This is a genomic window from Bradyrhizobium sp. CCGUVB1N3, from assembly GCF_024199925.1.
GTDB lineage: Bacteria > Pseudomonadota > Alphaproteobacteria > Rhizobiales > Xanthobacteraceae > Bradyrhizobium.
The window spans coordinates 6,536,232-6,554,200 of the sequence record NZ_JANADR010000001.1 but is presented as its reverse complement, the minus strand read 5'-3'; the positions used below and the strand labels follow the sequence as shown (position 1 = coordinate 6,554,200).

Genomic DNA, 17,969 nt, shown 5'->3' with positions numbered 1-17,969 from the left:
CGTGCCCCGGACGCAGCGCAGCGCTTCTTCAGCGGTGCGCTGCTGAGCCGGGGCCCATGCCACCGAGAAAGCGCCCGAGATCTCTGGGTCCCGGCTCTGCGGAGCGGCGTTTCACGCCGCACCGCGTCCGGGACACGGAGCCTCGAATCACGATGACGGGAAGTTGAAAGCCTATCCGTTAGGCAGCGGCTGGCCCGGCGGCCAAATACCGACCACAATTGCGCTGCTTATCGGGATTTTTCATCAGACGCGGACCGGCATGTCGCGAACATTTCTTGGCTTGATTTTCCTCCTCGCCTTGCCGTCGCTGGCACAGGCTGCCGACATCACGGGCACGGCAAAGGTCCGTGACGGCGATTCCGTCCAGATCGGCAACACCCGCGTCCGCCTCGGCGGCATCGACGCGCCGTCGACCGACCAGCTCTGCCTCAACACCAAGGGCGAGCGTTGGACCTGCGGCCTGGCAGCGCGCGAAGAGCTCGCCAAATACGCCGAGGGCAAGAACTGGGTCTGCCATGCGCGGTCGATCGACCGGCGCGGCCGCACGGTGGCGCGCTGCGAGGTCGATGGCGAGGACATCCAGAAATGGCTGGTGCGGAACGGCTGGGCGCTGGCCTTCACCCGCATCTCCCACGACTATGAAGCCGACGAAGCTGCCGCGCGCGAAGCCAAGGCCGGCATGTGGCAGGGCGCCTTCATCGCGCCGTGGGACTGGCGCGTGCGCAACAAGAAGACCGCGATCCTCGGCGCCACCAAGCCGCCCGAAGGGGCGCATGCGATCCTGCTCGCCTCGGCGTCGGGCGCCGTCGCGCCCTCGCCGGATTGCACCATCAAGGGCAACGTCAACAGCGCCGGCGAATGCATCTTTCACCAGCCGACCAGCCGCTGGTACGCGCAGATCAAGATGAAGATCAGCAAGGGCACCCGCTGGTTCTGCTCCGTCGAGGAAGCCGAAGCCGCCGGATGCCGCGAGACGAAGCGATAGCGACGTCCGGACGATCGGCTTCTTGCATGATTATCCTGCGTTTTACGTGCTTTTCTTAGGGCCCCACGGCGCGTACAAGCGTAGGCCGATGACCCTCCAGATCGTCTTCATCACATAAGGAAGAACAACAATGACCGTTCGCGCGGGCCGGGAATTTCTGGCCATCCCCGGGCCCACCACGATGCCCGACGAGGTGCTGCGGGCGATGCATCGTCCGGCGATCGACATCTACTCCAAGCAGATGACCGATCTGACCGAGAGCCTGATCGGCGACCTCTCAAAGCTGTTCGCGACCAAGGGCAAGTCCTACATCTACATCGCCAATGGCCACGGCGCCTGGGAAGCCGTGCTCAGCAACGTGCTGTCGCGCGGCGACAAGCTTTTGGTGCTGGAAAGCGGCCGCTTCGCGATCGGCTGGGGCCATGCGGCATCCTTGATGGGCGCCGAGGTCGAGGTGCTCAGGGGTGACTGGCGCCGCGCGGTGCGCCCGCACGAGGTCGAGGAGCGCCTGCGCCGCGACAAGGAGCACAAGATCAAGGCCGTGGTCGTCGTGCAGGTCGACACCGCCTCGGGCGTGCAGAACGACATCGAGGCGATCGGCAAGGCGATCAAGGCGAGCGGCCACCCCGCGCTGTACATGGTCGACACCGTGGCGTCGCTCGGCTGCATGCCGTTCGAGATGGACAAATGGGGCATCGACGTCGCGATGTCCGGCTCGCAGAAGGGCCTGATGACGCCGCCCGGCCTCGGCTTCGTCGCGGCGAATGATCGCGCGCTCGAGGCACACAAGAAGGCGAACATGGCGACGCCCTATTGGAGCTGGAGCGAGCGCGAAGGCACCGAGCATTATCGCAAATATGCCGGCACCGCGCCGGTGCATCTGTTGTTCGCGCTGCGCCAGGCAATCGACCTCCTGCACGATGAGGGCCTCGAGAACGCGTTCCGTCGACATAGCCTGCTCGGCGAAGCCGCGCGCCGCGCGGTCGCGGTGTGGTCGGAGGGACAGGTGCTCGGCTTCAATATTCTGGAGAACAGCGAGCGCTCGAACACGGTGACGACCGTGACCGTGGGCAATGGACATGATCCCGCGGTGCTGCAGCGCTATTGCAAGGACAAATGCGGCGTAGTGCTCGGCACCGGCATCGGCGATCTCGAGGGCCAGGCCTTCCGCATCGCCCATATGGGCCACGTCAACGCACCGATGCTGCTCGGCACGCTCGGCGTGATCGAGGTCGGCCTCAACGCGCTGAAGATCCCGCACGGCAAGGGCGGCCTGGAGGCGGCGGTCGCATATCTCGGCGAGCAGGTCGGGGCGTAATACCCATCTCGTGCCCCTGACGCAGCGCAGCACGCAGTGATGCGCTGCTGAGCCGGGGCCCAGATGCCGGCAATGGGTCCCGGCTCTGCGTCGCGTCACTTTCGTGCCGCGCCGCGTCCGGGACACGAGCGCGGTGTTTGCTACTTCTTTAAATCCCCCACATTCGATCCGATATAGGGGCGAGGCACACTCATGAGTCGAGGATCGATTTGACCGACATCGCCCGCAAAGTCCAAGCCGCCCCCGTCGCTCCTCGCCGGCCGCATTCTTTCACCCGGCACGGCATCACCGTGAGCGACGACTATGCCTGGTTGAAGGATGCGAAATGGCAGGAGGTGCTGCGCGATCCCGCCGTGCTCGATCCCGACATCCGCAAATATCTCGACGAAGAGAACGTCTATACCGAGAGCCTGCTCGGCCACACCGCAGCCCTCCAGAAGACGCTGGTGCGCGAGATGCGCTCCCGGATCAAGGAGGACGATTCGAGCGTGCCCTCGCCGGACGGCGCGTTCGCCTACTTCCGCAAGTTCCGCGAAGGCGGGCAGCATGAGCTGTTCGGCCGCATGCCGCGCAATGGCGGCGACAGCCACATCGTGCTCGACGGCGATGCGCTCGCAAAGGACCACAAATATTTCAGGTTCGGCGGCAGCCGGCATTCGCCAGATCACAAGCTGCAGGCCTGGACCGCCGACACCAAGGGCTCGGAATATTTTTCGATCCGCGTGCGCGATTGGGCAACCGGGGCTGATCTCGACGACCTCGTCGAGGAGACTGACGGCGGCGTGGTCTGGAGCAAGGACGCCAAGAGCTTCTTCTATGTGAAGCTCGACGACAATCACCGGCCGATGCAGGTGTGGCGGCACCGGCTCGGCACGAAGCAGGCCGACGACATCCTGATCTATGAGGAGCAGGACTCCGGCTGGTTCACCCATCTGCACGAGAGCACCAGCGGGCGCTTTTGCGTGATCGCCGGCGGCGACCATGAAACATCGGAACAACGGCTGATCGATCTCGCCAACCCGGACGCGCCGCCGCGACTGGTCGCGACACGGCAGGAGGGCGTGCAATATTCGCTCGCCGATCGCGGCGACGAGCTCTTCATCCTCACCAATGCTGATGACGCCATCGACTTCAAGATCGTCACCGCGCCGCTCGCGTCGCCCGAGCGCAAGAATTGGCGCGATCTGATCCCGTATCGCCCCAGCATCTACATCATCGACATCGATCTCTATGCCGGCCATCTGGTACGGCTGGAGCGCGCCAACGCGCTGCCGGCGATCGTGATCCGCGATCTCGGCAGCAGCGAAGAGCACGCCATCGCCTTCGACGAAGCCGCCTATTCGCTCGACACGATGGGCTCCTACGAGTTCGAGACGACGAACTTGCGCTTCTCCTATTCGTCGATGACGACGCCGTCGGAGGTCTACGACTACGACATGGCCAAGCGCTCGCGCGTGCTTCGCAAGCGCCAGGAGATTCCGTCCGGCCACGACGCGGCCGACTACGTCACCACCCGCATCATGGCGAAGGCGCATGACGGCGCCGAGGTGCCGGTTTCGATCCTGTATCGCCGCGGGCTCAAGCTCGACGGCACGGCGCCGCTGCTGCTCTATGGCTACGGCTCCTACGGCGCGGCGATGCCGGCCTCCTTCAACGCCAACCGCCTGTCGCTGGTCGACCGCGGCTTCGTCTACGCCATCGCCCATATCCGCGGCGGCGCCGACAAGGGCTGGGGCTGGTATCTCGACGGCAAGCGCGAGAAGAAGACCAACACGTTCGACGATTTCGCCGCGAGCGCACGCGCGCTGATCGCGGCGAGGTATACGAGCGCGAAACGCATCGTCGGCCACGGCGGTTCGGCCGGCGGCATGCTGATGGGCGCGGTCGCAAACCGCGCCGGCGAGCTGTTCACAGGGATCGTTGCCGAGGTACCGTTCGTCGATGTGCTCAACACCATGCTCGACGACACGCTGCCGCTGACGCCGCCGGAGTGGCCGGAATGGGGCAACCCGATCGAGAGCGAGAAGGATTTTCGCACCATCCTGTCCTACTCGCCCTATGACAATGTCGCGGCGCAGGACTATCCCGCGATCCTGGCGATGGGCGGGCTTACTGATCCCCGAGTCACCTATTGGGAGCCCGCCAAATGGATCGCGCGCCTGCGCGCCACCATGAGCGGCGGCGGCCCGGTCCTGCTCCGCACCAACATGGGCGCCGGCCACGGCGGCGCCTCCGGCCGCTTCGACCGCCTGGATGAGGTGGCTATCGTCTATGCGTTTGCACTGTGGGCAGTTGGGATGACAGAGGCGATGGCTTTGCCCGAAACCCTCCCCGGGGTCGTCCCGGCGCAGGCCGGGACCCATACCGCGTGATCTTTCGGTGAATCGCAGGTAGCAGTACCGCAGGAAGACCTTTTAACTACCAGTCTTCGCCAAACTCCTCCCTGGGGTTATGGGTCCCGGCCTGCGCCGGGACGACAGCGGAAGTTATGGCGCCACTCTCGGATCTGCTACCTTCCGTTCGCCTTCCGCCAGGCTGCGAAGTCGGTCAGCGTCTGCGGATCAGTGGCCGGATAGAGCCCGAAGATGCCGCGGCCCTTGCCGACTTCCTCGGTGACGAAGTCCTCGAATGCAGTCATCTCGAAGGTCTCGTTGGCGATCTCGTCGGCGAGATGCGCGGGGATGACGATCACGCCGTCACTGTCACCAAGAATGACGTCGCCGGGGAACACCGGCGCATCGCCGCAGCCGATCGGGACGTTGATCTCGATCGCCTGGTGCAGCGTGAGGTTGGTCGGCGCGCTCGGGCGGTGATGGTAGGCGGGAATGCCGAGCTTGGCGATCTCCGCGGAATCACGAAAGCCGCCGTCGGTGACGACGCCGGCGACGCCGCGCTTCATCAGTCGCGTCACCAGGATCGCGCCGGCGGATGCGGCGCGCGCGTCCTTGCGGCTGTCCATCACCAGCACGGCACCGGGCGGGCAATCCTCCACCGCCTTGCGCTGCGGATGCGAGTGATCGCGAAACACCTCGATGGTGTTGAGATCCTCGCGCGCCGGCATGTAGCGCAGCGTGAACGCCTCGCCGACCATGGTCGGCTGGTCCGCACCGAGCGGGTGCACATCCTGAATCATCTGGATGCGCAGGCCACGCTTGAACAAGGCGGTGGCGACGGTGGCGGTGGAGACAGACTTGAGCTTGTTGCGGGTGGCGTCGCTGAGTTTTGTCATTGGTGCGTCCTCTGTTGTCATTCCGGGGCGATGCGCAGCATCGAACCCGGAATCTCGAGATTCCCCGAAGCGCAATTGCGCTCGGAGGCCTGGTCCTTCGGACCATCCCGGAACGACGGTGAACTAGTAAATCGACGGCTCGCCGATCGGCGCGCCAAAGCCGGTCTCCAGGAAATCGAAGTCGCAGCCATCGTTGGCCTGCATGATGTGTTTCGAGAACATCCAGCCATAGCCGCGCTCGAAGCGGCGCTCGGGCTGCTTCCATTCCGCACGACGTTTGGCGAGCTCGACCTCCGGCACATCCAGATTGATGGTGCGTGCGGCGACGTCGAGCGTGATGCGGTCGCCGTTCCTCACCAGCGCGAGCGGGCCGCCGACATAAGATTCCGGCGCGACGTGCAGGATGCAGGCGCCATAGCTGGTGCCGCTCATGCGCGCATCCGAGATGCGCACCATGTCGCGCACGCCCTGCTTCACGAGCTTCGTCGGGATCGGCAGCATGCCCCATTCCGGCATGCCCGGCCCGCCCTGCGGCCCGGCATTGCGCAGGATGAGGATATGGTCCTCGGTGACGTCGAGATTGGGATCGTCGACCGCCTTCTTCATTGACGGATAGTCGTCGAATACCAGCGCTGGTCCTGTGTGCTTGAGGAAGCGCGGCGCGCAGGCGCTCGGCTTGATCACGCAACCGTCCGGCGCAAGATTGCCCTTGAGCACGGCGAGCGCCCCCTCTTTGTAGATGGGATTGTCGACCGAGCGGATCACGTCGTCATTGTGAACCTCGGCGCCCGCGATGTTCTCGCCAAGAGACTTCCCGGTGACCGTGATGCAATCCAGATGCAGATGCTGCTTGATCTGCTCCATCAGCGCCGGCAGCCCGCCGGCATAGAAAAAGTCCTCCATCAGATAGGCATCGCCGCTCGGCCGCACGTTGGCAATGACCGGTACCTTGCGGCTGGCCTTCTCGAAATCGTCGAGGCCGATGTCCTGGCCGGCGCGGCGCGCCTGCGCGATCAGGTGGATGATCGCATTGGTCGAACAGCCCATCGCCATTGCGACCGCGATGGCGTTCTCGAACGCCTTGCGCGTCTGGATCGTCTTCGGCGTCAGATCCTCCCACACCATCTCGACGATGCGGCGGCCGCATTCGCTGGCCATGCGGATATGGTTGGCGTCGGCGGCGGGAATCGAGGAGGCGCCGGGCAGCGTCATGCCGATCGCTTCTGCGATCGCCGTCATGGTCGACGCCGTGCCCATCGTCATGCAGGTGCCGTAGCTGCGGGCGATGCCGGCTTCGATGTCGACCCAGTCCTTGTCGGAGATCCTTCCGGCGCGCCGCTCGTCCCAGTACTTCCAGCCGTCGGAGCCGGAGCCCAGCGTCTTGCCCTTCCAGTTGCCGCGCAGCATGGGACCTGCCGGCAGATAGATCGCCGGGATGTTCATCGAGGTGGCGCCCAAAAGCAGCGCCGGTGTGGTCTTGTCGCAGCCGCCCATCAGCACGACGCCGTCGACGGGATGGCTGCGCAACAGCTCCTCCGCATCCATCGCCAGCAGGTTGCGATAGAGCATGGTGGTCGGCTTGAGCAGCGATTCCGACAGCGACAGCGCCGGCAATTCGATCGGCAGACCGCCGGCCATCAGGATACCGCGCTTGACGTCGTCGACGCGCGACTTGAAGTGCATGTGGCAGGGTTGCGCATCCGACCAGGTGTTGAGGATGGCGATGATCGGCCGGTCCTTCCACTCCTCCGGCGCATAGCCCATCTGCATGGTGCGGGAGCGGTGCCCGAACGAGCGCAGGTCGTCAGGGGCGAACCAGCGCGCACTGCGGAGCTGATCGGGCGTCTTTTTCTTGGTCATGATTGGGTACCCCATTTCTGGACGGTATTCCGCTCGATGGCGCGGAAGATCAGGTTCTCGACAAAGAGCCCGATGATAATGACGGTCAACAGTCCTGCGAAGACCGCGGGAATGTCGAGCAGGTTGCGATTCTCGAAGATGAACCAGCCGAGCCCGCCCTGCCCCGAGGACACGCCGAACACCAGCTCGGCCGCGATCAGCGTGCGCCAGGCGAAAGCCCAGCCGATCTTGAGGCCCGTGAGGATCGAGCCGAAAGCGGCCGGGATCAGGATCCTTGCGACATAAGGCAATCCGCGCAGGCCGTAGTTGCGCCCGACCATGCGCAGCGTGTTGGACACGCTCTTGAAGCCGGAATGGGTGTTGAGCGCGACCGGCCACAGCACCGAATGGATCAGCACGAAGACGAGGCTGCCATTGCCGAGCCCGAACCAGATCAGCGCCAGCGGCAACAACGCGATCGCCGGCAGCGGGTTGAACATCGCTGTCACCGTCTCCAGGAAATCGGTGCCGATGCGGGTCGAGATCGCGAGCACCGTGAAGATGGCAGCGAGCGCGATGCCCGCCGAATAGCCCATGAACAGCACCTTCAGCGAAGTCCAGGCGCGCATCGGAATGGTGCCGTCCTTGACGCGCTCGATCAGCGTGACGAAGGTATCGTGCAGCGTCGGGAACAGCAGGGGATTGTCGAGGTAGACGCCGTAGGCCTCCCAGACAGCCGCAAGAAACAGGATGATGACGGCCTTGCGGACAAAACCGTCGTTCCACAAGAGCTCGGCCACGCTCAGCTTGCGTTCGACCTCCCCGGCGCTGACGGCGTCCGCAGCCGGCGCGGCTCGCAGCAAGATTCTCGCTTCGCCCATGAGAAGCTCCCTCAATGCGCCGTTACGGCGGATGAGAACAGGAGATCATGAATCTCCTTCTCCAGCCGTCCGGCACTGCCGTCGTCATTGCTGACCTTGTCGACATCGACCACCTCCGCCTTGACGCGCCCGGGATGCGGCGACAGCAGCAGGATGCGGTTGCCGATCCGGATCGCCTCCGCGATCGAATGGGTCACGAACAGCACGGTGAACTTGGTCTCGCTCCAGAGCTGGAGCAATTCGTCCTGGCAGGTTCGCCGCGTCAACGCATCGAGCGCGGCGAACGGCTCGTCCATCAGGAGAATGTCCGGCTCCATCGCCATGCCGCGGGCGATGGCGACGCGCTGCTTCATGCCGCCCGACAGCGTGTGCGGGTAGGCATCGACCACGCGGGTGAGGCCGACCTTCTCGATATAGGCCCGCGCACGCGCCTCGGCCTCCTTGCGCGGCAGCCGCCGCGCGGTCAGGAGCGGAAACATCACGTTGGCGAGCACGCTCTTCCAGGGCAGGAGCTGGTCGAACTCCTGGAAGATCATCATGCGGTCGGCGCCGGGACCGACGATATTGCGTCCCTGGATCGTCATCCGCCCCTCGCTCGGCACCATGTAGCCGCCGACCGCCTTGAGCAGGGTCGACTTGCCGCAGCCGGACGGTCCGAGCAGCACGAAGCGGTCGGACTTGTCGACGGTGAAGGAGACCTTTTCGGTGGCCGTCACGACGGCGCTCGAGGTCTTGTAGCGCAGCGTCACCCCGCTGACATCGAGCAGCGCCATGGGCTCAGCTGCCCTTCAGGTCGTGCGCGACGGGGAGATAATAGTCCGTCCATGCCTTGGGCTGCATCTTCAGCGTGCCGGTCTTGAACAGGTGCGCGGCGAACTTCATCGTGCCCTGCGGCTCGAGATTCCACTCCATCATGCCGGGCTCCTTGAGCAGATCCAGCAGCTCCTCGACCGAGGTCTTGTCGCCGGTGATCTCCTTGTAGATCTCGACCGCCTGCCTGGTATCGCTGCGGATCAGATCCTGCGCTTCCTTGGTCGCGTCGCGCACGGCCTGGATGATCTTTGGATTGGCGTCGGCGAATTTGGTCGTGGTGAAGAACTGCGCCTGGCTCAACGGCCCGCCCATCACGTCGGGTGAATTCAGCACCACATGCGCGCCCGACACGTTCTTCAGCTCCAGGAAGCTGAACGGCGGAATCGAAAAATGGCTGTGCACCTCGTGCTTGGGATTGGCGAGCGCGGCATAGGCATCGGGATGGCCGAGCTGCACCGTGTTGGCGTCCAGCTTCGACCACTGATCGGCACCGAAGGCTTCGGCGGCTGCGATCTGCAGCACGATGGCCTGGGTCGAGACCTTCACCGTCGGCACCGCGATCTTGTCGGTCGGGCCAAAGTCCTTGATCGACTTGATGTTGGGGTCGCGGCTGATCAGCGTCATCGGCTGCGCCGACGTTGCGACGATGCCCTTCACGCCGCCGCGGGTGCGATCCCACAGCAGCAGGAGATTGCCGGTGCCGGTGTTGAGGATGTCGACGCCGCCCGCGAGCAGCGCGTCGGTCTGCGCGCCGCCGCCGGAGAAGGTGATCCATTTTGTGGTAACGCCGGATACACCGAGCGAAGCCGCGTGCTTCTCGATCAGCTTCAGCTTCTCCATAATGTGGCTCGGCATGTAGAAGATGCCGGGCTGCCGCGACAGCGCGATCTCGGATTTCTGCTGCGCTTCTGCCGGGGGCGCCGACAGCGCCAGGGCGACGATCGTGGCGACGGCGGCGAGGCCGTGCTGGACCTGCTTGATCATTGTTGTTCGTTTCCTCTGGCCGGCATTGACGCGCGGCGTTACTGATGCACTAATGCATTAGTGCATCAAAGGCAAGCGCTCCGGACAGCAAGCCATGGAAGTGTCCCATACCGGGCCCCGCGCGGCGTCCCGCCCCGGCAGGCGGCTCGACCGCGCCCGGCAGGCCGCGCCACAGGTGTTCGAGCGGCTGCGCAACGCCATTCTCGCGCTGGAGCTGCCGCCGGGCTCGCCGCTGTCGCGCGCCGATCTTGCCGCGCAATTCGGCGTCAGCTCGACGCCGATCCGCGACGCCTTGATGCGATTGGAGGAAGAAGGGCTCGTCGACGTCTTTCCGCAGCATGCGACGGTGGTCAGCCGGGTCGATGTCGGCCGCGCCCAGCAGGCGCATTTCCTGCGCCAGGCGCTGGAGCTCGAAATCGTGCGACTGCTTGCGGAAAGCCACGACGAAGCCCTGATCATCCGCCTGGACCAGGCGATCGCACTCCAGCAGCAATTCGCCAGGGCCGGAGACTTCGAGAGCTTCATCGCCGGCGACAATGAATTCCACGCCCAGCTCTACGCGGCCGCCGGCAAGCAGGAGCTCTGGACGCTGGTGCGCAGCCGCAGCGGACATATCGACCGTTTGCGGCGGTTACACCTGCCCTCGCCGGGCAAGGCCCAGAACATCGTGCGACACCACAGACTGATCACCCGCGCGATCGAAGCCGGCGACGCCGATGCCGCGCAGCAGCACTTGCGCACGCATCTGTCGGGCACGCTCAGCGAGCTCGACAGGATCCGGACGCGCCATCCGGAGTATCTCAGCGACTAGACGCGGCGCAGCCGCAGGCTGTATGATATTATGCATGCAATCATGCATATAGGACGGTCACGTCCGAGCCGCGCCACAAGGCCCATTCCATCGTCGCGAAGCGCTTGCAGGTTGCGCGGAATCCGCGCAACAATTTCCTATTCCCTGCTTCGACCGACAGGGTCGACCTGGACCGGGCTCGGGGGACTGGAACTTGGCCAACATCCTGATCGTGGATGACGATCCGGCCGTGCAGATGACGATCCGGCTGCTGCTGGAGGGGGCCGGCCATCGCGCGACGATCTGCCTGGACGCGACGCAGATGGCATCGCGGGGGAATCCGGATGTCAGCACCGGCCGCCGATGACAAAGACCTCCGTTCTGTTCCGGGCCAGAACACGCGCGGCCATTCGGGAATCCCCATGACGCTCGCAACGCGGCTGGCCATCGCGATGATCCTGCTGGTGGCGGTTACCGTGGCCGCAGTCGGCTGGCTCGGCTATCGCAACCTCACGCAGGCGGTCATTCCACGGGTCCTGGAACGCGTCGAAGCCCAGTCACACCTGCTGGCTACCAATCTCGAATCCTACGTTGCGGGCGCTCGCGGCGATCTCCTCGGCTATCGCTCCGCCGCGGGCATCAATGGCCTGATCCGCGCCCATATCGGCGGCGGCATTGACGCTCTTGACGGCGTTTCGGAGCAGACCTGGCGCGAGCGCATCGCAACGCGCCTCGCGGCCGAGATCGAGGCCAAACCCAGCTATGCGCAATTTCGAGTCATCGGTGTCGACGACGACCAGCGCGAGCTGGTCCGCGTCGACCGATCCGGCCCGAATGGAGCAGCCCGGATCGTTCCCAACAGCGAACTGGAGCACAAGAGCGAGCGAATCTACTTTCAGGAAACGATTCGCCTGGCGCCCGGCGAGATTTATGTGTCGCCGATCGATCTCGCGACCCGCCAGGGGGGGACCACGGCCTCTCACATGCCGACTTTGCGGGTTGCAGCGCCGCTGTTCACACCGGACGGCAAGCCGTTCGGCATCATCATCGCCAATATCGACATGCATCCGGCTCTCGAGCGCATTCGCTCGGCTTCCGGCTCGGGAGGGCAGATCTACGTCGTGAATTCGCGCGGCGACTATCTCGTCCATCCCAATCGCACACGAGAATTCGGCTCACTGCATGGCCGGCCCGACAACTGGCGCAATGACTTTCCATATTTTACGGCCCTGATCGGAACGACGGAAGGATCCACGCAGCTCCTGACCGACAGGTCAGGCCGGCCAAGCGGCGCGGCGCTCGCGCCGGCGCTGCTTGCGGGCAAGGAGTGGGTCGCAATCATCGAGACCATTCCCCCGTCCGTATTCAGCCGCGTGCCGGCGGCCATTCAAAAAACATCCTTGCTGGTCGGCGTGCTTGCGGTCCTCGCCGCGGCTTCGCTTGCGGTGCTCGTGGCCCGCTCATTGACTCGTCCGATCGGGCGTCTGACGACGGCGGTGGAGGCAATCGGCAGCGGGCGGCCGGCGGACATCCCTGTCGATGCGCCGGGCGAGACCGGCGCACTGGCACGGGCTTTCGCGCGCATGGTCGCGGAGGTGCAGGCCAAGACCGCGGCTCTCGAACGCGAGGTTCGCGAGCACCGCCGTACCGAAGCCGCACGAAGCCATCATGCTGAGCGCGAGCAGCTCTTCAGCGCCGCCGTCGAGTCGTCCGACGATGCGATCGTCATGCAGTCGCTCGACGCCATCATCACCGGCTGGAATCCGGCGGCGGAACGGCTCTATGGCTATTCGGCGGACGAGGCGATCGGCAAGCATACCTCGATCATCGTGCCTCCGGACCGCCGCGAGCAGGGTAAGGATTATTTGGGACGGATCGCGCGCGGCGAGCCGATCGAACGCTTCGAGACGGTGCGCGTGCGCAAGGACGGCAGCCCCGTGGAGATCGCCCTCAGCCTGTCGCCGATCAAGGGTCCCGACGGCGCAATCATCGGCGCGTCCGGCTCGGCCCGCGATATCACCGAAGCCAGACGCACCGAGCGCGCGCTGCAACAGCAACGCGAGGAGCGCCGGCTGATCTTCGACGCCTCGCAGGACCTGATCATGATCATGGACGCGAGGGGATATGTCGCCCAGATCAGCCCGAGCTCGGAAACCATCCTCGGCTTTCAGCCGCAGGAGATGGTCGGCCGCAGCGGCGCCGACTTCATCCATCCCGATCATCTGGAGCGGTCACGCGAGGACATGCGGGCCTTGCGGCGCGGCGATCGGCCCAAGCTCGCCGACAGCCGCTGCCTCCACAAGGACGGGCACGAGGTCTGGCTCTCCTGGCTCGGGACGTGGTCTGCCGAGATGAAGCGTTTCTACTTCGTCGGTCGCGACATGACCGAAGCCCGGCTTGCACAGGAATCGCTGCGGGAAAGCGAGCAGCTCGCCCGCAACATCATCGAGACATCGCTCGACGCGTTCGTTCAGACCGACGAGAACGGCACCATCCTAGCCTGGAACTCGCAGGCTGAAAGGCTGTTCGGCTGGCGGCGCGACCAGGCGCTGGGCAAGAACAACATCGACCTGATCGTCGCCGAGAGCGAACGCGAAACGATCAGGGGCGGCCTGCAAGGCTTCGTGAGCTCGAGAGACGGCAGGCTCCTCGAACGTCGGCGCGAAATGATCGTCCGCCGGCGTGACGGCAAGGAATTCACGGCCGAGCTGAGCGTCACTGCGCTGAACCGTCGCGAAGGACTGCTGTTCAACGTCTTCTACCGCGACCTCACCGACAAGATCGCGGCCGACGAGCGCATCCGCCACGCCGAGAAGATGGAGGCGGTCGGCCAGCTCACCGGGGGCGTGGCGCATGACTTCAACAACATCCTCACCGTCATCACCGGGACGATCGAGATCCTGGCGGATGCGGTCGAGAAGGAGCCGCAGCTCGCCGCCATCACCAGGATGATCGACGAGGCAGCAGCCCGCGGCGCCGAGCTCACCCAGCACCTGCTCGCCTTTGCGCGCAAGCAGCCGCTGCAACCGCGCGAGATCGACGTCAATTCGTTGATCGTCGACACGGCCAAGCTCTTGCGCCCGACGCTGGGCGAGCAGATCCAGATCGAATCCGTGTTCGAGACGGAAAGCTGCGTAGCGATCGTCGATCCCAACCAGCTCACCACCGCCCTTCTCAACCTGGCGCTCAACGCCCGTGACGCCATGCCGAACGGCGGCAAGCTGATCCTGGAGACGGGAGCGGCCTATCTCGACGAGGCCTACGCCAACATCAACGACATCCGCCCCGGCCACTACGTGCTGATCGCGGTCAGCGACACCGGCGCCGGGATTCCGGCGAAGCTCCTGGACCGGGTCTTCGATCCCTTCTTCACCTCGAAGGGACCCGGCAAGGGCACCGGGCTCGGCCTTTCCATGGTCTATGGCTTCATCAAGCAGTCCGCCGGCCATGTCAGGATCTACAGCGAGGAAGGACACGGGACCACGATCAAGATGTACCTGCCGCCTGGCATGACGGCGACTGCAAGCGGCGAGGGTGTGACGCCGGCTGCGATCGAGGGCGGGGACGAGACGATTTTGGTGGTCGAGGACGATCGCCTGGTGCGCGACTATGTGCTGGCGCAGCTGCATTCGCTGGGCTACGCGACGTTGGAGGCGGCCAATGCGGCTGAAGCGCTGGCGATCGTTGCGGCCGGAAAGCCGTTCGACCTCCTGTTCACCGACGTGATCATGCCGGGCAAGATGAACGGCCGGCAGCTTGCCGACGAGATCCTGAAGACCAGGCCCGATCTCAAGGTGGTCTACACATCAGGCTATACCGAGAACGCGATCATCCATCACGGACGATTGGATTCCGGCGTTCGCCTCCTGGCAAAGCCCTACCGCAAGTCGGACCTCGCGCGGATCCTGCGCAAGGCGCTCGAGGGCTGAGACTGCGCGCAGGCGCGCGTGTCCCGGACGCGATGCGGCGTGCAACGCTGCGTCGCAGAGCCGGAACCGAGGCATGGTGCAGTAGGCTGAGACGCAGGATGCCGAGACATGGGCCCCGGCTCAGCAGCGCATCACCGCGTGACGCGCTGCGTCCGGGGCACGAGAGAGCGCTCCCTTACGACGCGCGCTGGGCGGCCGTCATCACGATACGGATCAGGTCGGCGGCGTTCCGGGCGCCGAGCTTCTTCATGATGTTGGCGCGATGGTCCTCGATGGTGCGCGGGCTGATCCCGAGCGTGCGGCCGGCTTCCTTGTTGGAAGCGCCCGCGGCGAACTGCTCGAGCACCTCGCGCTCACGCCGGGTCAGGGGCTCGCGTCCAGGGAAGTGGAGCTGGCCGAACTTGGGCGAGGCGCTCTCTGCCTGCCGACGTGCATAAGCCCCGATCGCCTCGTCGAGCCGGTTGACGATCTCGCTGCCGCGGAACGGCTTCTCGATGAAATCGAGCGCGCCGTTCTTGATGGCGCTGACCGCCATCGAGATATCGCCCTGCCCGGAGATCATGAAGATCGGCGCGGGATAATCCTCGCCGTGCAGCTCCCTCAAGATGTCGAGGCCCGACTTGCCGGGAATGTGAACGTCGAGCAGGATCGCGGCCGGTGTGCGATTTCGCGCGACCGCGAGCAACGCGGCGCCGTCGGCAAAACAGATCACCTCATAGCTCGCCGCCTTCAACACCATCGACAGTGTGTCGCGAACAGCAGGGTCGTCGTCGACCACGAAGATCTCGCCACGGGAGGTTTTTTCGGCCATGTGCCACGTCCATCCGGCATGAGAAGACTTGTGTCCGCGCCAAGCGTTTTGGCGTTCGGCACGGATTCGGCCCACCCCGCATTTGTACGGGACATGAAGTTAACGCACAAGTAGCGGCGTAGTGCCTAATGACTGGGGACGGAGAATATCCATGCAAAATTTTGCTGGCACCGACCCGCGTGTCGCAGCGGCCATTTCCGACAGCCGTCAGTTGATCGCTACCGATCTTCGCTCTCTGATCGCGCAGATCGAGACCAGCATACGCCTGATCGAGGCCGCGATCACGCTGGAGGACGCCTGCGATCCGCCGGGTTCCACCGACGTCTTCGTGCTGGATGATGTCACGCCCCGCTACGCCACGGCAAGCGCGGCGCTCGGTGCGTGCAGGGCCGGCCTCGGCCTCGCCTTAAAATCGCTCTCTGATTCCGGCAAATTGACCGAAACCGCGACCGCGGCGGCGCGGCAGCAGCGCCTGATCGGCTGAGGCCGCGCGCATTCCGCGCGTCTCAAGCGCGATGACGCGCCACGATGGCATCGGTGGCGACGCCGCCCCAGGTGTGCATCGTCGGCAGACCCATCGCGGTCTTGCCGAGATTGGCGAGGCTGATACGCAGCGCCGCGAGGTCGAGCGGCTTCGGCAGGCTCTGGAGTTCGATACCCACGGAGCGGGCAAAGTGGCGGGCGGCGCTGCGGCGCCGGCCATCCATGCCGCTGATGACGATCACGGAGCCCGCGAATTTCGCCTCCGACATCACGCGCAGCACCTCGATGCCGTCGCCGTCCTCCAGCACGAGATCGAGCGTCACACAGTCGAAGCGTCCGGAGCGAAGCTTGCTGATCGCCTCCGAAACGGAGGGCGCCACGGTCACCTCATGCCCGGCCTGCTTGGCTGCGACCGTGATCAGGCTGCGCTGCGTCGCGTCGTCATCGACGACCAGAAGCTGCAGCGGGCGCCGTTCGCCGGCATCGGACAGGTTCGACGGGAGGGAGGAGAAGGAGCTTCTTGGCATTACCGGGTCCTGCGATTGAGACCGGCGATTCATACATCGCACGCGCTTAGGCCAGGTAAAACGGAGGCCGCGAATTCAACCGGATGTTTCCAGCAAATCCGACACAACGCATTAAGAAAGCGAACGGGAGGACGCCGCAGTCCTCAAACCGTCGCGTCATGGCCCGCGGCGGCGCGCTTCTTCTTGTTCTTGCCGCGCAGGAACTGGATGTCCATTTCCGCGCCGTTGACGCGCACCAGCTCGCAACGGCGATAGGCAAGACCTGTCGAGGACAACAGGAGAAAGAATTCCTTGAGGTTCAGGCCCTGGATCGAACCTTCGACCGTAAGGATGGCATCGGTGTCGGAAATGGCGTTGAGCTTGCAATCGCGACGCCAGGTCCCGTCGATCGCCATGATGCAGACATCATAGCCGCGACTGAACGTCACGCGTTCCGCACCCTTGCCATCCTCGCTCATACGCGCAGTCCTGCCATTGCAGCGGCCCTCGGAGGCGCCGCGGCGATCGCGGGCTTTGCGCCGGCGCCGCGCGCGTCATTGGGCTTGTAGAGGCCGCGCCGTTCCGGAATCGGACGGAACGTGTCGGTCAGTCCGACCACGGTTTCCGCTGCGCCGAGCACCAGGAAGCCGTCCCCCTCGATCTGACGGGCGAGGCGGTTGAAGATGTTGATCTTGGTCTCCTGATCGAAATAGATCAGCACGTTGCGACAGAAGATCACGTCGAAGGTGCCGAGCTGGGAGAAGTCGTGCAGCAGATTGAGCTGCCGATGCTGGATCATGGCCCGCAGTTCGGGATTGATCTGCCAAGTCTCGCCGGTCTGCTTGAAATGTTTGACCAGTAGCTGAATCGGCAGGCCGCGCTGCACCTCGAACTGGCTGTAGACGCCGGACTTGGATTTCTCCAAAACCTCCTGCGACAGGTCGGTGGCAATGATCTCGACCCGCCAGCCGGTGAGCGCGGCACCCATCTCCTTCAGGCACATCGCCAGCGAATAGGGCTCCTGACCGGTCGAGCCGGCGGCGCACCAGATGCGCACGCTCCGGCGCGCCGCGCGCGCCTTCAGCACCTCCGGCATGATCGTTTCGCGGAAATGGTCGAACGGAACCTTGTCGCGAAAGAAGAAGGTTTCGTTGGTGGTCATGGCTTCGACCACGCTGGTGATCAGCGCGCTCGATCCAGCTTGCAGCTTCTGGACGAGGTCACCGATGCCGGAGAGTCCGGCCTTGCGCGCGAGCGGCAGCAACCGGCTCTCGATCAGATATTGCTTGTCGGCAGACAGGTCGAGACCGGAATGGTCTCTCAAGAACTTCCGCAGATACTCATACTCGGGCGGGGTCACTGGGCAGCCTCTCGCAGGATTACCGGAAACACTCAGGCCAG

The 17,969-nt window shown here is 64.7% G+C and carries 15 protein-coding genes and 1 pseudogene; 7 read left to right on the top strand and 9 right to left on the bottom strand.

The window, feature by feature from the left end:
* The first annotated feature begins 259 nt into the window (after positions 1-259).
* From NLM33_RS31285 to NLM33_RS31275, 3 genes are all read left to right on the top strand, one after another.
* A complete protein-coding gene (locus NLM33_RS31285; protein ID WP_254101957.1) occupies positions 260-985 on the top strand; it encodes a thermonuclease family protein in 726 nt (241 codons plus the stop codon).
* Positions 986-1,115: 130 nt separating this feature from the next.
* Positions 1,116-2,303, top strand: a complete 1,188-nt coding sequence (locus NLM33_RS31280) for an alanine--glyoxylate aminotransferase family protein (RefSeq protein WP_254101955.1) — start codon at positions 1,116-1,118, stop codon at positions 2,301-2,303.
* Positions 2,304-2,521: 218 nt separating this feature from the next.
* Positions 2,522-4,675, top strand: a complete 2,154-nt coding sequence (locus NLM33_RS31275) for a S9 family peptidase (RefSeq protein ID WP_371930144.1) — start codon at positions 2,522-2,524, stop codon at positions 4,673-4,675.
* A gap of 137 nt (positions 4,676-4,812) precedes the next feature.
* Here the strand turns inward: NLM33_RS31275 and NLM33_RS31270 are convergent, their stop codons facing one another.
* From NLM33_RS31270 to NLM33_RS31250, 5 genes are all read right to left on the bottom strand, one after another.
* Positions 4,813-5,532: a ribonuclease activity regulator RraA gene (locus tag NLM33_RS31270; RefSeq protein ID WP_254101953.1), complete on the bottom strand. Its 720-nt coding sequence runs from the start codon at positions 5,530-5,532 to the stop codon at positions 4,813-4,815.
* 123 nt (positions 5,533-5,655) lie between these two features.
* Entirely contained in the window at positions 5,656-7,392 is a 1,737-nt protein-coding gene (gene araD, locus NLM33_RS31265; protein ID WP_254101952.1) for an L-arabinonate dehydratase, read from the bottom strand.
* Entirely contained in the window at positions 7,389-8,252 is an 864-nt protein-coding gene (locus NLM33_RS31260; RefSeq protein WP_254101951.1) for an ABC transporter permease, read from the bottom strand. The genes araD and NLM33_RS31260 overlap by 4 nt, the downstream gene beginning before the upstream one ends.
* 11 nt (positions 8,253-8,263) lie before the next feature.
* Positions 8,264-9,025 (bottom strand): ABC transporter ATP-binding protein, encoded by a 762-nt coding sequence (locus NLM33_RS31255; RefSeq protein WP_254101950.1) that lies wholly within the window; start codon positions 9,023-9,025, stop codon positions 8,264-8,266.
* A 4-nt stretch (positions 9,026-9,029) separates the two neighbouring features.
* The gene (locus tag NLM33_RS31250; protein ID WP_254101948.1) at positions 9,030-10,049 is read right to left on the bottom strand and encodes an ABC transporter substrate-binding protein; all 1,020 of its coding nucleotides are present in this window, start codon (positions 10,047-10,049) and stop codon (positions 9,030-9,032) included.
* A 94-nt stretch (positions 10,050-10,143) separates the two neighbouring features.
* On the opposite strand from NLM33_RS31250, the gene NLM33_RS31245 reads away from it, so the two are divergent.
* The 3 genes and pseudogenes from NLM33_RS31245 to NLM33_RS31235 all read left to right on the top strand — a co-directional run bounded on the left by NLM33_RS31245 (position 10,144) and on the right by NLM33_RS31235 (position 14,768).
* Positions 10,144-10,860: a GntR family transcriptional regulator gene (locus tag NLM33_RS31245; protein WP_254101946.1), complete on the top strand. Its 717-nt coding sequence runs from the start codon at positions 10,144-10,146 to the stop codon at positions 10,858-10,860.
* Positions 10,861-11,053: 193 nt separating this feature from the next.
* Positions 11,054-11,152, top strand: a pseudogene (locus NLM33_RS49735) (response regulator); the annotation flags it as partial.
* Positions 11,153-11,183: 31 nt separating this feature from the next.
* On the top strand, positions 11,184-14,768 hold the full coding sequence (locus tag NLM33_RS31235) for a PAS domain S-box protein (RefSeq protein ID WP_254101942.1): 3,585 nt from the start codon (positions 11,184-11,186) through the stop codon (positions 14,766-14,768).
* A 175-nt stretch (positions 14,769-14,943) separates the two neighbouring features.
* Here NLM33_RS31235 and NLM33_RS31230 read toward each other — a convergent pair whose 3' ends face one another.
* The gene (locus NLM33_RS31230; protein WP_254101940.1) at positions 14,944-15,579 is read right to left on the bottom strand and encodes a response regulator transcription factor; all 636 of its coding nucleotides are present in this window, start codon (positions 15,577-15,579) and stop codon (positions 14,944-14,946) included.
* 151 nt (positions 15,580-15,730) lie between these two features.
* On the opposite strand from NLM33_RS31230, the gene NLM33_RS31225 reads away from it, so the two are divergent.
* Entirely contained in the window at positions 15,731-16,063 is a 333-nt protein-coding gene (locus NLM33_RS31225) for a hypothetical protein (RefSeq protein WP_254101938.1), read from the top strand.
* Between the two features lie 22 nt (positions 16,064-16,085).
* Here the strand turns inward: NLM33_RS31225 and NLM33_RS31220 are convergent, their stop codons facing one another.
* The 3 genes from NLM33_RS31220 to NLM33_RS31210 all read right to left on the bottom strand — a co-directional run bounded on the left by NLM33_RS31220 (position 16,086) and on the right by NLM33_RS31210 (position 17,928).
* Positions 16,086-16,589, bottom strand: a complete 504-nt coding sequence (locus tag NLM33_RS31220; protein WP_254101936.1) for a response regulator — start codon at positions 16,587-16,589, stop codon at positions 16,086-16,088.
* Positions 16,590-16,732: 143 nt separating this feature from the next.
* Positions 16,733-17,047 (bottom strand): PilZ domain-containing protein, encoded by a 315-nt coding sequence (locus tag NLM33_RS31215; RefSeq protein WP_212402411.1) that lies wholly within the window; start codon positions 17,045-17,047, stop codon positions 16,733-16,735.
* Positions 17,044-17,928 (bottom strand): protein-glutamate O-methyltransferase CheR, encoded by an 885-nt coding sequence (locus NLM33_RS31210; protein ID WP_254101935.1) that lies wholly within the window; start codon positions 17,926-17,928, stop codon positions 17,044-17,046. Before NLM33_RS31210 ends, NLM33_RS31215 begins: the two co-directional genes overlap by 4 nt.
* Positions 17,929-17,969: the final 41 nt, after the last annotated feature.

Bases quoted from the DNA above. Each gene is read 5' to 3' on its own strand.
- NLM33_RS31260 (WP_254101951.1), bottom strand. From the start codon at position 8,252: ATGGGCGAAGCGAGAATCTTGCTGCGAGCCGCGCCGGCTGCGGACGCC.
- araD (WP_254101952.1), bottom strand. From the start codon at position 7,392: ATGACCAAGAAAAAGACGCCCGATCAGCTCCGCAGTGCGCGCTGGTTC.
- NLM33_RS31250 (WP_254101948.1), bottom strand. From the start codon at position 10,049: ATGATCAAGCAGGTCCAGCACGGCCTCGCCGCCGTCGCCACGATCGTC.
- NLM33_RS31235 (WP_254101942.1), top strand. From the start codon at position 11,184: ATGTCAGCACCGGCCGCCGATGACAAAGACCTCCGTTCTGTTCCGGGC.
- NLM33_RS31230 (WP_254101940.1), bottom strand. From the start codon at position 15,579: ATGGCCGAAAAAACCTCCCGTGGCGAGATCTTCGTGGTCGACGACGAC.
- NLM33_RS31220 (WP_254101936.1), bottom strand. From the start codon at position 16,589: ATGCCAAGAAGCTCCTTCTCCTCCCTCCCGTCGAACCTGTCCGATGCC.
- NLM33_RS31280 (WP_254101955.1), top strand. From the start codon at position 1,116: ATGACCGTTCGCGCGGGCCGGGAATTTCTGGCCATCCCCGGGCCCACC.
- NLM33_RS31270 (WP_254101953.1), bottom strand. From the start codon at position 5,532: ATGACAAAACTCAGCGACGCCACCCGCAACAAGCTCAAGTCTGTCTCC.
- NLM33_RS31245 (WP_254101946.1), top strand. From the start codon at position 10,144: ATGGAAGTGTCCCATACCGGGCCCCGCGCGGCGTCCCGCCCCGGCAGG.
- NLM33_RS31255 (WP_254101950.1), bottom strand. From the start codon at position 9,025: ATGGCGCTGCTCGATGTCAGCGGGGTGACGCTGCGCTACAAGACCTCG.
- NLM33_RS31225 (WP_254101938.1), top strand. From the start codon at position 15,731: ATGCAAAATTTTGCTGGCACCGACCCGCGTGTCGCAGCGGCCATTTCC.
- NLM33_RS31215 (WP_212402411.1), bottom strand. From the start codon at position 17,047: ATGAGCGAGGATGGCAAGGGTGCGGAACGCGTGACGTTCAGTCGCGGC.
- NLM33_RS31285 (WP_254101957.1), top strand. From the start codon at position 260: ATGTCGCGAACATTTCTTGGCTTGATTTTCCTCCTCGCCTTGCCGTCG.